The organism is Acinetobacter sp. WCHAc010034, from assembly GCF_001696615.3.
Taxonomy (GTDB): domain Bacteria; phylum Pseudomonadota; class Gammaproteobacteria; order Pseudomonadales; family Moraxellaceae; genus Acinetobacter.
Genome location: NZ_CP032279.1, coordinates 1,879,278 through 1,893,269 on the forward strand (window position 1 = coordinate 1,879,278; position 13,992 = coordinate 1,893,269).

A 13,992-nucleotide genomic window follows, 5' to 3' on the forward strand; every position below is an offset into this window, starting at 1 on the left:
TCATTTTATGTCCAATTGGTTTCCCCAATGGCGCCCTTATGCCGGCAGCATTGAAGCGCGCCCTGTAGGCACCAATGAGTACCTGCCGCCGGCGCAAAGCGCCGTGCTGGGCATACAGCACGCTTTCGCCATGTTCGGCGCCACCGTGCTAGCGCCCTTCCTGATGGGTTTTGACCCGAATCTGGCGATTTTAATGTCAGGCCTGTGCACCATCCTGTTCTTCTTTATGACCGGCGGGCGCGTGCCGAGCTACTTAGGCTCGAGCTTCGCCTTTATTGGCGTGGTGATCGCCGCCACGGGCTACGCCGCTTCTGGCACCGGCGCGCCGAACGCCAATATCGCTTTAGCCGCCGGCGGCATCATGGCCTGCGGCGTGCTGTACGCCATTTTCGGCCTGATTGTGATGGCCACGGGCACGCGCTGGATTGAAAAGCTGATGCCGCCGGTGGTGACGGGCGCCGTGGTGATGATCATCGGCCTGAACCTTGCGCCGGTTACGGTGAAAGGCGTGATGGGCAACAGCTTCAATATGTGGATGTCGCTGGTGACGGTGCTGTGCATGGGTTCGATTGCGGTCTTCACCAAAGGCCTGATGCAGCGCCTGCTGCTGCTGCTGGGCCTGCTGCTGGCCTATCTGCTGTATTACCTGGTGTCGAATGTCATGGGCTACGGCGCGCCGATCAACTTTGCGCCGATTCAGCAGGCCGCCTGGTTCGGCGTGCCGCAGTTCCATGCGCCGCAGTTTGACTTCAACGCCATGCTGATTATTGCCCCGATTGCGCTGATTCTGGTGGCGGAAAATCTGGGCCATATTAAAGCCGTCAGCACCATGACCGGCGAAAACCTTGACCCGCACATCGGCAAAGCCTTTGTGGCGGACGGCGTTGCAACCACGCTGTCAGGCGCGGTCGGCGCTCCGGGCATGACCACCTATGGCGAAAACATTGGCGTGATGGCGGTAACCCGCGTGTATTCCACCATCATCTTTGTGATTGCCGGCGTGTTTGCAGTGTTTCTGGGCCTATCGCCTAAATTCGGCGCAATCATCCATACCATTCCAAGCGCGATTTTAACCGGCGCATCGATTGTGGTCTTCGGCCTGATCACCATTGCCGGCGCGAAAATCTGGATTGAAAACAAAGTCGATTTTTCTAAAAATAAAAACCTGATGGTGGCTGCGGTAACCATTATTTTAGGCACAGGCGACTTTGCGCTGCAGTTCGGCAGCTTCAACCTCGGCGGCATTGGCACGGCGACTTTCGCTGCGCTGATTCTGAACTGGTTCTTCAGCTTAGGCGATAAATCGGCATAAGCCTGCTCCGCGCTTTTAAGCAGCCTTCCGGCTGCTTTTTTTCCGCCTCAGTTTTTCATCCAGGCATTCCGCCACGGCCTGTTTTTTTTGCGGGAGGCCCGGCTGCAACGGAAAATTCAGGGCCGGTGATTTTCAGGAATTTGAATAACTTTCATTCTAAAAATAATACAAATTAAGTCAAACGCTTAACTGCTTTTACAGGCATGCTCCCGCCGGCAGCGCTGCGGATTGCAGGTGCCGGATGCGGGCTGCCCGGCATGCTCCAATTGAATAAGCCCAGCCGGCAGCTTGAAAAGCCTGCAAAACCCCTGCAAATCACACCCTGCCGCGGCGCGGATTTTGGCCAGCGCAGCAGACCTAATAATTTTTTACAATTTGGAAGTCAAAACTAAGCCGCCATTTTTAATAGGGAAACCGCGGGATAAATTTAAAAAAATACGTGAATATTGACACTATTCGCATTTTACTTTTTTTGTGTGATCTAATACTCATTAACGACATAAAACACTACTGAAATAACAAATAAATGCAGATGAAAACATTTCAGATCAAAGGACGGTAAAGATTATGAAAATATCAATGATCAATGTCGGTTTATTTTGTTTGTGTTTCCTGAGCAATTCTTATGCAACATCTGATGAATGGAGCCAGCGCTGGAAAGCTTCAAGCAGCCGCGCCAATGACAACTTGGTTCAGGCCAACCTGATTGAGCTCAAGGATTCGGATTATTATAACGGACTAGGCAAAACCACCATCAACAGCACCTCAACCAGCTCCATCGGCACAGTCAATTCATCCACCAGCAACGTCAATATCAATGGCTCAAACAACGGCGTAGACATTTCAAATGATACCGCGAATGACGGTTCGGTCAATTCCAATACCACGCAGAATAATCAGCAGTGCCTTAACTTAAGCACGCAAGCGGGGGATACGCCATGTTAAATTTCCCTCAATTCAAGCGCAGGAAAACCGCTTCGCTAAGCGCCGTGATTGTGTTCAGCCAGCTTCTGGCGGGATGCACCGGCATGGCGCTTAGCAACAAGGAGCCCGCCAGCCTGGTGCAGGGGCCGCCGATCACCGATATTTTCACGCCTTTTGACATGGCCCTATCCTGCCTGAAAGGGCAGCTGCGCAATGATGTCAGCTTCTCCGTCGGAGCGATTCTGGATCAAACCGGCAAAGACGTGGTGACCAACGGCGGCAGCGGCAAAATGGTGACGCAGGGCGCCGGAGACATGGTGCAGTCCGCGCTGTTTCAGGCCGGCGTCAGCCTGCTGAACCGGCGCGACCCGCGCATCATTGAAAGCGAAGCCAAGTGGGGCATCCGCGACCCAAGGCAGATTCAGGCGTCGGACTACTATGTCACGGGCAGCATCAACAGCCTGGACTTTATTCCCGGCGGCGGCTTTGACATGCAGGTCGGCGGCGTCGGCCCAAGCTACAGCCAGACCCGGATTATGGTCGGCCTGGATTTATCCCTGACCGACACCCGCAGCAGCAAAGTCGTCGCCAATGTTTCCCTGCAGAAGCAGATCGCCGCGCAGGACTACGGCATCAATGCAGGCCGGTTTGCCGGCCATACGCTGCTGAACATTCAGATCGGAAAGGGAGAACGCGAAGCGACCAACTTCGCCTTGCGCCAAATGCTGAATCTGGCCACCTTTGAGCTGCTCAGCCAGGTCATTCCGCCCTCGACATTTGAAAGCTGCCGCGCAGCGATCCCGCCGGAATTCGGGCGCTTAAGCCTAACGCGCAGCTCTGTCGCCCTGTACAAGTATCAGGAGAGCCGGCAGCAGAATGCAGCCCCGGGGAAGCCGCTGCTGGAAGCGCCTTCAGATAAAGCGCATGCATCCGGTGAAAGAAACAAATCATCGAACTCGCCCAGCAAAGATACCCTGCCGCCCAAGCATAAAGAATCTGAGCTGATTCAAAACCCTGAAGGCGATGCCGAAATGAGCAAGCAGGAACTGATTAAATACATCAGCATGAAGCGGCGCGGCGCTGCAGGCAAAGCGCATGACGGCCAAAAACAGGATGAAAAAGCCGAGATGCTGTGGGATGCCAATCCGGCGGTGATTGAAAACTACTGGTCATCAACGCAGCGCGATTAAAAGCTGTAAAAAATGGGCTCGCTCCCATGATAAGAAAGAAGCGCTTAGCGAGGGGCGCTTCAAAACTAGAAAGGAAAACAACTATGAATAAGACTATCAAAACCATCGCCTTATCTGCTGCCTTCCTGTCCAGTGCAGCCATGGCAAATTCACAGGGCACACATGTCAATGTAGATACCGGCCTGCAGTCCACCCTGCACCTTTTATCGCAGCATGTCAAAAATGGCTCAGCCCTTAACCTTGCGATCAATACCAACAATATTGACGCAACCGTCAATACACACAGCGGCTTTAATTCGATGAATAATGTCGGAGACAAAATCGCGGTGGAAACTTCCGCAATCGGCGCAGTCAATACCGGCAGCATCAATCTGCAGCAGGGCAGCCTGAGCGCTGTCAATACCGGCTCATTGACTGCGGGCTTCCATGCCGGCGGCAACGCATGGGAAGAAGTGGAATCACACCGCTCTCCTGACTACTCCTCAGGGATTGAAGGCCACGTCAGCGCAAGCCTCAACACCAGCTATTATGACCGCTTCTCTGAAACGATGAGCAATTACAGCGCAGCCAATCTGGCCTTTAACTCCGGCGCAATTGATGCCTCTGTAAATACAAAGGCATTTAAGAACCATATTGACGGCATCAAAACTTCTGCAATCGGTGCAGTGAACACCGGCAGCATTACGGTTACTGTAAAGTAAATCCGCCCTTCAATATGATCCGAGGCCTGGCTATTAACGGATAGCCGGGCCTTCCTTATTCTGGAATAAACCGGCACTGGAATGCAATTGCTTTTACTGGCGGAACTGCTGAAAAAGCACGCCGCGCAGCAGCCGGCCATCCATGCGGCGCCGGCAGCAAAACCGGTTCCATGCGCCTGATTTTAAATGGCTGGATTTTATAAACAGCCAAAGTACGCCTTAAAGAATAAAAAGCCGGAAGATGGATTTTCAGATGCAGGCCGGAAAGCTGTTTTTTCAGGCCCGCATTTAAGACTTGGGAATAAAAACCCGGCCAGCGCAGGAAATTTTACGGAATTTTTGCTCCGCGCCGCAGCCGCGGATTCCGCTTCCCACCCGCCTCAGCCAAGGCCAGAACCTGCACGGCAAGAGGAATGCATCATTGGCCTGCGGCGCGCTTCCGCCGGCGGCTCAGGCTTCATCCGATTGGCCGCATAAATTGCCGGAAAATAAATTTACGCTCATTTTACGTTACTCCCCGCGCCGGCCTTCCTATACTTTTTTTATCTGATCACTGAAGATAACAACATGAATATGCCGATTCAAAATTCGCCCCTGACGCGCCAGCTGCCGCAAGGCCCGGCCTTAGAGCACGCGGATGCCGATGCCTTTGAACAGGAAATTGCGCAGTATCTGGGGAAATACCCGCAGACTGAGCATATTGATATCTGCCTGCATGACCTGAATGGCCATATCCGCGGCAAGCGCATCGAGCTGAACGCCCTGAAAAAGCTGGCCAAAGGCTGCTATTTCCCGCTGTCCGTATACGCCATGAACCTTGAAGGCAAAGTAGTTGAGGAAAGCGGCCTGGGCAAATACATCGGCGAGCCTGACCGCCTGTGCCTGCCGGTTGCCGGCTCATTGCGCCCCTGCGCCAGCCAGCCGGAAAAGCATGCGCAGCTGTACCTCACCATGAAGGCGGAAGACGGTTCGGACTGCATTCATGAACCGCGGAATATCCTGAAGCGGCTGCTGCTCAGCCTGAATCAGATGGGCTATTTCCCGATGATGGCCGGTGAAATTGAATTCTACCTTTACCCGCAGCAGGCCAATCATGGGCAGGACGCGCACGCCATGCAGTGCTTTGATGTTGACCGGCCGGATCAGTATCAGGCGGTTTTAGAGCGCATTGAAAGCGAAGCGAAAAAGCAGCAGATCGCCCTTACGGCAATCGTCGCGGAAAGCTCGGCCAATCAGTTTGAAATCAATATCCAGCACAGCTGCAGCCTGCTCCAGCTCTGTGACGACATTCTGGCGATGAAAAGGATTGTGAAGCAGATCGCCGCCATGCATGGCTTAAGCGCCTGCTTTATGGCCAAGCCCAGCATGGCGGCCGCAGGCAGCGGCCTGCACTTTCATATGAGCTTGCTGGACCACCGCCGGCTCAACCTTTTCGGCATCCAGAACAACGATTTTCCCAATTCCTTAATGTACCGCGTGATTGCCGGCCTGATTGACCTGCTGCCCGCGTCCATGGCGGTGCTGGCCCCGAATATCAACTCGTTCCGGCGCTTTCAGTTCGGCCAGCATGTGCCGCTGGAAGCCAGCTGGGGCGTCAACAACCGCAATGCCGCGATCCGCCTGCCCTGCTCAGACCCGGAAAACCACCGCCTGGAATACCGCGTTGCAGGTGCGGACGCCAACCCCTACCTGTGCATCAGCGTGATTCTGGCCGGCGTGCTGCATGGCTTGACCCATCTGCTGAAGCTGCCGAAGGCCGTGCATGCGCTGCAGCCGGATGATCCGCGGATTCTGCTGCCGGACAGCCAGCCCGAAGCGCTGCGCCTGTTTCAGCAGCATGCGGTGCTCAGACAGTATTTAGGGCCGGACTTTGTGCAGCTGTGGGCCGCCTGCAAAAAGCAGGAGCACCAGTCGGTTTTAAATAAAATCACCGATTCGGAGCTGAAATGGGGACTGTAAGCCTAATGCTGATCAGTTAAGGAGTTTCACCGTAAACTTCTTAATTTTGGAGGCTATTCACGGCGGAGTCTTACCTCTTTTAAATCAAATTTTTGGAGCTCGTTTTGTTCCTTGCGAAACAATGTTTCTCATTCGCCAAATGAGAAGCGAAGCTTCGCAAGGAAAGCATCTTGCGGCGCAGTGCGCCTCACCGCGAAACCTGTTCACTTTCTGCACTTAAATAATTTTGTTGCAAAAACAGTCCATTTCAAAGGTCTGATAGGTTGCAGATGACGCTTCCGCGTATCAAACAAAGCTTTGAATTTAAAAAATAAAAATCCAGTCAGCTTCTTAACTGACTGACATTAGGCTGTATGCAATGCGCGCTGTTCAGGAGGCAGCGCGCCTATTCAGGGGCGGATTTCCTTCAGCTCACGGCGGATAAAGTGCTGAATCATTTCCCGGTAGATGCTTTCGACCAGATCCGGATCTGTGCCCTGTTCAATAGCCGCGGCCCGCACTTTTTTAATCACTTCTTCAACCCGCTCCGGCGCCTGCACATCCTGCACCGTGCGCTTAAAGCGCGCGGCCTGATCGACATAAAACTGGCGCGCAGCGATCAGCTCTATCAGGGCGCCGTCAATGGCGTCAATCTGCGCGCGGGCCTGCGGCAAGGATTCAATCTTTTCTTTCTTCATTGGCTTTGGATTCACTTTCAGCAGTATTTTCAGTCTTGTACCTCTCTTCTAACACATTACTGAAAATACTTTCAATCATCCAAACGCGGTATAGGCTGTTGAATACATAGCTTTGGCCGTCAATGCGCAGCTCCAGCACCGGAAAGTCCGGCTGCGACTTCATTTCGCAGTGCATATCATTTTCTTTCAGCAGCGCCTGAAAATCTTCTGAGGTCAGTGCGCCAAGCGCCAGCTCATGCTGCAGCTGCTGGAAATGCGCCTTGCAGGACAAGTCCCTGCCCCTGGTCCAAACCGCCTGCAGGATCTGATACATGGCCTCAATGCGCTGCTCTTCCGGCGCGCTGTAGTACAGCTCAGCCATCTTCAGCGTGGCGGCTTCGGTCGGGCGGCAAAACGGGGTAAAGGCCACCTCGGTGCGCTTCGACAGGCGCGTGGCCAGGCTCCAGTCAAACAGGTCGCGGCCATGGTAGCTGAGCGGATAAACCTTCAGCTGAATATTGTAAAAATCGGCCAGCTCTTCCTTAATATAGGCCAGCAGCAGCCAGGACACCGGGTCTTCCAGGGCAATGTATAAATCCAGCTCTGGATCCAAAGCCTGAATTTCATTCAGCTCTTCCGCATCGCTGATCAAGTGCTCACGCCATTCAATATGATTGATCAGAAAAATCGGATTGCCGGTCAGCAGCTTCTGCTGCTTGAGGCGCCGGGTCAGGCGCAGCAGGTCATCTACGGCATGGTATTTGCGTTCGCCGAATTCAAAATAGCTGGCCAGCAGCGGCGCATCATTGAAAATCCGCTCCGGGAAATGCTGCGGCTGATGGTGGCGGCTGGCCATGGCGTGCAGGGTGCGCAATTTTCCGTACTGCTTTTGCCACAGCATATGGAACACGTCTTCCAGCAGGTACAGAAAGTCCTGCCCGCGCAGCGGGGTATTGCGCAGAATGGTTTCCGCCTGCTGCAGCGCCTGCGGCGACGGCTGCTCCGGCGCGTCATGAAAGCTGAAGCGGTGCTGCCGGGCCAGAATTTTGGCGTCATTCAGGCAGTACTGTTGCCATTCGGCGGCGGACATATGGTTGGGCGGCTCAGCGCTTTGGCTGGAAATCACCACCCGCAGCGGCTTCAGCTCCGCGCTGAGGATTTCTTCCAGCTGCGGCAGCTGCTGCGCGGCCAGATAGCTGTAAACATCGTCTAGGCGCAGGTGGATGCTCAGGCCCTTGTCCGTGGGCAGCACCGCTTGACGAGCCGGCTTCCGGTAAAACCAGCTCGACCGGATCGGATCAAACCAGCGGCGCAACAGTGACATGAGATCAGCCTCGAAAAAATAAACCCTTGCAGTACTACAAGGGTTTATAGCAATTTGTTGGGGAATGATCAATTATACATCTAAATTCAGATCCGTAACCGCTCCTTTCTCAGCCCCTGAGGTCAATTTTGCGAACTTCGCCAAGGCGCCATGGCGGTAATTCGGCTGGGGCTTGACCCAGGCCGCCTTGCGCGCGGCGATTTCAGCCTCAGAAATATGCCAGGTCATTTCGCGGGTTTCGGCATTAATGGAAATTTTATCGCCGTTTTTCACCAGGCCGATCGGCCCGCCTTCATAGGCTTCCGGCGTGACATGGCCAATCACAAAGCCGTGGCTGCCGCCGGAAAAGCGCCCGTCGGTCAGCAGGGCCACCGACTGGCCCAAGCCCTTGCCGATAATCGCCGAGGTCGGCTTGAGCATTTCCGGCATGCCCGGCCCGCCTTTCGGCCCGACCCCGCGGATCACCACCACTTCGCCTTCCTGCACTTCGCCGTCCAGAATGCCGCGCATCGCGCCCTGCTCGCCTTCAAAAACCCGCGCCGGGCCGGCAAAGAACAGGCCTTCTTTGCCGGTAATTTTCGCCACCGCGCCGGTCGGCGACAGGTTGCCTTTCAGCACCACAAGGTGCGAATCTTTTTTAATCGGCGCATCAAAAGGCAGGATAATCTGCTGGCCGGCAGGATAATCCTCCACATCGGCCAGATTTTCCGCCAGAGTCTTGCCGGTCACGGTCAGGCAGGAACCGTCCAGCATGCCGGCGTTCAGCATGCGCTTCATTAAAGGCTGAATGCCGCCGATCGCGATCAGCTCCGACATCAGGTATTTGCCCGACGGGCGCACATCCGCCAGCACAGGAATGTCCTTGCCGATGCGCTCAAAATCATTCAGGCTCAGTTCAACGCCTGCGGTATGCGCCATGGCAATCAGGTGCAGCACGCCATTGGTGGAGCCGCCCAGCGCGATCAAGACTTTAATGGCGTTTTCAAAGGCGGCTTTGGTCATGATGTCGCGCGGCTTAATGTCCAGGCGCAGCAGGTTCATCACCGCTTCGCCGGCGCGCCGGCAGTCGGTTTTTTTATCTTCCGACACCGCCTCCTGCGCGGATGAACCCGGCAGGCTCATGCCCAGGGCTTCAATGGCGGAAGCCATCGAATTCGCGGTATACATGCCGCCGCAGGAGCCCGGCCCCGGCAGCGCCACTTCTTCAATATGCTTGACCTGAATCGCATTGATTTCGCCTTTGGCGTGCTGGCCGACCGCTTCAAACACTGAAATCATGTCGGTATGGCCCTCGCCCGGCTGAATGGTGCCGCCGTAAATGAACAGGCCCGGGCGGTTCAGGCGCGCCAGGCCCATAATGCAGCCGGGCATATTCTTGTCGCAGCCGCCAATCGCGATGACGCCGTCATAGGCCTGGCAGCCGACCACCGTTTCAATCGAATCGGCGATGATTTCCCGGCTCAGCAGCGAATATTTCATGCCTTCGGTGCCGTTGGAAATGCCGTCTGAAATGGTGATGGTATTGAAAATAATGCCTTTGCCGCCGGCCACATTGACGCCGCCTTCGGCTTCGCGCGCCAGTCCGTCTATATGCATATTGCACGGCGTAACATTGGCCCAGGTCGATGCAATGCCGATAAACGGGCGGGTGAAATCATCATCCTGAAAGCCTGTAGCGCGCATCATGGAGCGCGCCGGCGCATTTTCAATGCCTTCATAGACAGGTGCTGAATGTTCGCGGAGGTTGTCTTTACTCATGGTTGTTCCTTGGCGATGGCTGGCTGCAACGGCTGCCCGGGCAATTTATTCTGGATTTATTGTATAGAAAGCAGGCGCAGTGTAAAAGAAATAAGCGCGCTGCCTTTTTCCCGCAAAAAAAAGGAACCGCAATTGCGGTTCCTTTTGCTTCAGCTGGACAATCACTGCATTTTGATTCCAAAATACAGTGACTTTTCCTGCTGTGGCAGCAGCTCTTTCAGAATTGCTTTGATTTTGGCGCTACCGTCATCTTCAATTTTATTATTCACGCCGTCAGTAACGTTTTGGCCATTGCTGCCGATAATCGGCAGGATGTTGGCAGGCGCCCACTGCTTTGTATAGGCGGGATACATATCATTGATCGTCACATTACTTAATGTGGCGCTACCGGAATTTTTCACCATAATCCGGTAAATCAGGCATTGATCCGGCTTAAGGCTGGCATTCTGCACTGTATAGGCAGCGCTGATCACCGCTTGAGCATTCGTCATGCTGCAGCTTGCAACAGGCAGCTGCGACTTCAGAATCTGCAGCTGATTTGGGCTTACGCTAATCAAGTCGGTATTGCTCAAGTCCGCCAGCGCAATTTCTTTGCCGGCATTGTTCGGCACAGCAATCAATTTGACCTGGCTGCTCATGCCGTTGGCAGCGGTGGCCGGCGCTTCAACTTTAATGAAGAGCGTCATAGACTGATTGGGCTGAATGATGAAGCCTGTAACGTCGGCTTCTGTTCCAGTCACCAATAAAGTATCACCGGCATCCAGCGCATCGCTTTTGTTCTTGTCCAGAAACAGGCTGTACAGGAAACCGTCATTCGGCAGCGTCAGGCTCAGCCTGCTGACCTTTTCATCTTCTATGCCGTAGTTGGTAATGCGGTGCAGGAATACGTAGGTTCCGCCAACTGCGACCTGCGCCGACTGATCATTGGCCAGTTCCAGCAGGCGCTGCTTTGGCTGCGGAATGACTGCGTCCAAAATAATGTCACCCAAGCCGGACTGCAGCGATTCAATGGCAAACCAGATATTGGTTTTTGCGCTTGCCGATGCATAAGCTGTAACGACTGCACAGACTTGGCCGGTAGCGTTGGCCGCCACATTCAGCTGGCTAATCTGCTGGCTGCTGATGCCCGCTTTGCACTGCCCGGCGTCGGCTTGATAGAATTCAACTTTCAGGCCCGAAGTAAATGGGCTGATCCCGCTTTTTACCAGCGATGAATAGTCTCCGCTGCTCACTGCTGGTGCAATTGCAGTGCTCGATGCATACAGCTGGTAATCCTGCGCCAGATTGCCGTAGTTCTGTATATTCAATGGAAAGTAGGCTTTTCCGCTGCTGTCTGCTGTCTTAGTCCATAGCGGTGTGGCGCCAGTTCGGCCTTCCTGCGCAATATTAAACATGCCAACGCCGGTTTCAGATGCTGGCGCGCCTGCTTTGTTATTGGACAAGTCATTTTTGGCAGCATACAGCGTTCTTACTGCAGAAGTATTATTGGCAAGATTCTGATCGGTGGTTGATGTGACGGTTGCCGTATTAATAATATGTCCCGCATCCCCCCCCGTCTCTTGATCACTTGACTTGACTTGTAAATTTTTGACCGTAAATTTATATTTTTTATTCTTTTCGACACCGCCAGTTAAGTTCAGCCCAGAACCGGTCAGATCTGCTAATTTACCGGCAGCAGTCCACGATGCAGGGCATACTGCAGGCGCACCCGCTGCGGTTACATCTTCGCAAAGCAGTTCAGTTATGCCATTAACAGTCTGCAAGTTCTTGCCCAATACATCTTTCAGGATAACATTTTGCGCATCAACAATTGTTTTGTTATTTAATTCAACAGTATAGCTTATATAATTTCCCGGTTGCGGAATTGAGCCGGCGGTTAATGTCTTGATGACTTCTAAATCAGTATCATCATCCTTAAGCGTTAAATTAAAACTGTACAATGGATTGCTGCCGCCGCAGGATTCCATATTGGTCGTAACAGCGCCGCTGTTCTTCGTCAATGCAAAGGCCAAAGGTAAGGTTTTATCCCCCTCAATATTTTTATTATCCGTAAGCTGAATGACCAAATCCTGAATCAGCACTCCCTGCGCATAATCTAAGCCGCTATTGTAGGTTGGCCGATATTTAAAAGTGATATTGCCTTTTCCATCATTGGTATCGGGCGTAATGATCACAGTCGAAGCGCTACTACGCCTAGCCAGCACATAATCTGTGCCATATATTGCGCGCTGCGCCAAAGGTATGCCCGCATCATACTGAATTTTAAACTCTAATTCCGGCATGTCAGCAGCGCTTAGAATCTGCCCGACGAGCTTGAATGGAACGCTCTGCGAACTGCTGTTATTTTCAACATAATTGCCGTTTTGCGTAGAGAATTCAACCGCTGGTTTTAAGTTAATTTTAACATTATCAATGAAGTTCCCTTGACTAGCAGTAGCTCCAGCAACTTTTGCTTGAAAAACAAATGAATAGTTCGCAGCTTGAGTTATATAAGCTGCCATATTTACTTTAGCCACTGAGGTCTGTGTCGCCCATGTACGAACTGTGCTGTGGACAGGGCTAAGTCCTAATGGAATTTTTCCATTCCATGTGCTGCGGCCGCTCAACTGGCCTAAAAAGAACTCTGCTGTTTCTTCTTTTTTATCCCGAGTCGCATGGTCAAAGCTCCAGCTGAACTCATCGTCAGGAACTAGGCAGACGGTTTGATAAATGTTGGAAGACTCCATCGCATTAAGTTCAGCATATTGATTATCTGCATAGCTTGTTGTTGATGGACGATTAGGGTTGTCCGCAATGCCGGTTGCCCCAGGCCCTTTCCAGAATTCAACAGGATACTTATTATTTGAGCTCTGCGAGTGGGTAGTTCTCCATCCTGGTACATACATTGCTGTACCAATAAGAGCAGGATCTGCATCTAAATAAGTCCATGAACTTGAAATTACGGGCTTTTGTATATCCAAATTGACAAAGCTACGCTGAATTCTCGTAGTTGAAGGAGGCAAATTGGCATCTGCCGCATAAACCTCAGCAGCGCCAGCCAGCACAAGCGAAGACGCCAAAACATGACCTAAATATTGCTTCATCATTTTAGTTTACCTTCACTTTTTGCTGATCTGATTCTATCTGTAAATCTTGCCACTGCGGTTCTAATTTTACTGCAACCTGACCGCTGCTGAGCTGCAGCACCACCCGGCGGCTTTTGGCCGCGGCCAGCCGGAGGTCTGCATCGGCCTGCAAATCCACAGCGCCTTTCGCCTCTGACTGCATGCGCTGCGCAGCAATGCCCCGCGCTGCCAAATAATCCTGCACGGACTGAATGCGGCGCTGCGCAAGCGCGAGATTGTATCTCTCCGTCGCGCGCTTATCGGTATAGCCCAGCAAAGTGACCTGCATTTGAGGGTACTGAGTGAATACCGCAATAAACTGGTCTAAAACTTTTTGGCTTTCACTGCTCAAGTCCGCGCTGTCTAAAGCAAAATGCACCACGTTGCTTAAGCGCACGCCAGCCGCAGCCGGATCTGCAACCAAAGGCCAAAACTCCGGGTTGACGCCGGAACAGCCCTGCCCATTCAGCTGCTGCAGCGCTGGAAGCTGTTCAGGATGCCAAGCCGGCGCAGCTGCGCCGGGCTGAGTGGCGCTGGCCTGCGCCACTTGATAAACGGCGCGTTCCGCGGCCTGAAAGTGCTCTCTGGCATGGCGCCAGCCAAGTTCGCAGTATTCCGCTGCAGCCCACACCAGCATGACTTCCGCCTGTGCCAGCGGCTCCGGCGCGCGCTCCAGCGCACCCTGCTGCTTGAAATATTCAATCTGCTGCCATAAATCGCGGCGCATCACTTGGGAAACGCTTAATACCGGCGTCGCTAAAGGCAGAGGCTGACGCTGCTGCAGGGCCTGAGCGATGCCTTGCGCCTGCTGCCAAGCCTGCTGCCCTGCGCTGCTCAGGCTGCCTTCAGAGATTTCATGGCGCGCATAGCTCAGCCACATTTGGCCTTTATAGGCCTGATAACGCTCCTGCCCCGATGCGGCTTGGCGCTGCTGTTCCAGTGCAGCCGCCAGCTCATCTATTTGCGCCGCAGCCGGCGGATAACTGCCGTTCTGCAGGCCGCCTGCCAGCGCTGCGCTGAGGCTGCTCCCCAGAACGGCCAGGCATAATAAAGCTACTTTCATG

10 protein-coding genes are annotated in these 13,992 nt (G+C 53.4%); 5 read left to right on the plus strand and 5 right to left on the minus strand.

Annotation, left to right across the window (positions count from 1 at the left end; all coding sequences use genetic code 11):
• The first annotated feature begins 7 nt into the window (after positions 1 to 7).
• From BEN74_RS10600 to BEN74_RS10630, 5 genes are all read left to right on the plus strand, one after another.
• The gene (locus BEN74_RS10600; RefSeq protein WP_068908817.1) at positions 8 to 1,312 is read left to right on the plus strand and encodes a solute carrier family 23 protein; all 1,305 of its coding nucleotides are present in this window, start codon (positions 8 to 10) and stop codon (positions 1,310 to 1,312) included.
• A gap of 567 nt (positions 1,313 to 1,879) precedes the next feature.
• Positions 1,880 to 2,257, plus strand: coding sequence for a hypothetical protein (locus tag BEN74_RS10610; RefSeq protein ID WP_068908812.1), 378 nt, complete (start codon positions 1,880 to 1,882; stop codon positions 2,255 to 2,257).
• Positions 2,251 to 3,426 (plus strand): CsgG/HfaB family protein, encoded by a 1,176-nt coding sequence (locus tag BEN74_RS10615; RefSeq protein ID WP_068908810.1) that lies wholly within the window; start codon positions 2,251 to 2,253, stop codon positions 3,424 to 3,426. The genes BEN74_RS10610 and BEN74_RS10615 overlap by 7 nt, the downstream gene beginning before the upstream one ends.
• 83 nt (positions 3,427 to 3,509) lie before the next feature.
• Entirely contained in the window at positions 3,510 to 4,127 is a 618-nt protein-coding gene (locus BEN74_RS10620; protein ID WP_068908807.1) for a hypothetical protein, read from the plus strand.
• A 567-nt stretch (positions 4,128 to 4,694) separates the two neighbouring features.
• A complete protein-coding gene (locus tag BEN74_RS10630) occupies positions 4,695 to 6,086 on the plus strand; it encodes a glutamine synthetase family protein (protein ID WP_068908803.1) in 1,392 nt (463 codons plus the stop codon).
• 389 nt (positions 6,087 to 6,475) lie between these two features.
• Here BEN74_RS10630 and BEN74_RS10635 read toward each other — a convergent pair whose 3' ends face one another.
• From BEN74_RS10635 to BEN74_RS10655, 5 genes are all read right to left on the minus strand, one after another.
• Entirely contained in the window at positions 6,476 to 6,763 is a 288-nt protein-coding gene (locus BEN74_RS10635; RefSeq protein WP_068908801.1) for a chorismate mutase, read from the minus strand.
• A complete protein-coding gene (locus BEN74_RS10640; protein WP_068908799.1) occupies positions 6,744 to 8,066 on the minus strand; it encodes a hypothetical protein in 1,323 nt (440 codons plus the stop codon). Before BEN74_RS10640 ends, BEN74_RS10635 begins: the two co-directional genes overlap by 20 nt.
• A 72-nt stretch (positions 8,067 to 8,138) precedes the next feature.
• Positions 8,139 to 9,824 (minus strand): dihydroxy-acid dehydratase, encoded by a 1,686-nt coding sequence (gene ilvD, locus BEN74_RS10645; RefSeq protein WP_068908797.1) that lies wholly within the window; start codon positions 9,822 to 9,824, stop codon positions 8,139 to 8,141.
• A 161-nt stretch (positions 9,825 to 9,985) separates the two neighbouring features.
• Positions 9,986 to 12,910 (minus strand): DUF11 domain-containing protein, encoded by a 2,925-nt coding sequence (locus BEN74_RS10650; RefSeq protein WP_068908794.1) that lies wholly within the window; start codon positions 12,908 to 12,910, stop codon positions 9,986 to 9,988.
• A gap of 1 nt (position 12,911) precedes the next feature.
• Positions 12,912 to 13,991, minus strand: coding sequence for an OmpA family protein (locus BEN74_RS10655; protein WP_068908792.1), 1,080 nt, complete (start codon positions 13,989 to 13,991; stop codon positions 12,912 to 12,914).
• Position 13,992 lies beyond the last annotated feature (1 nt).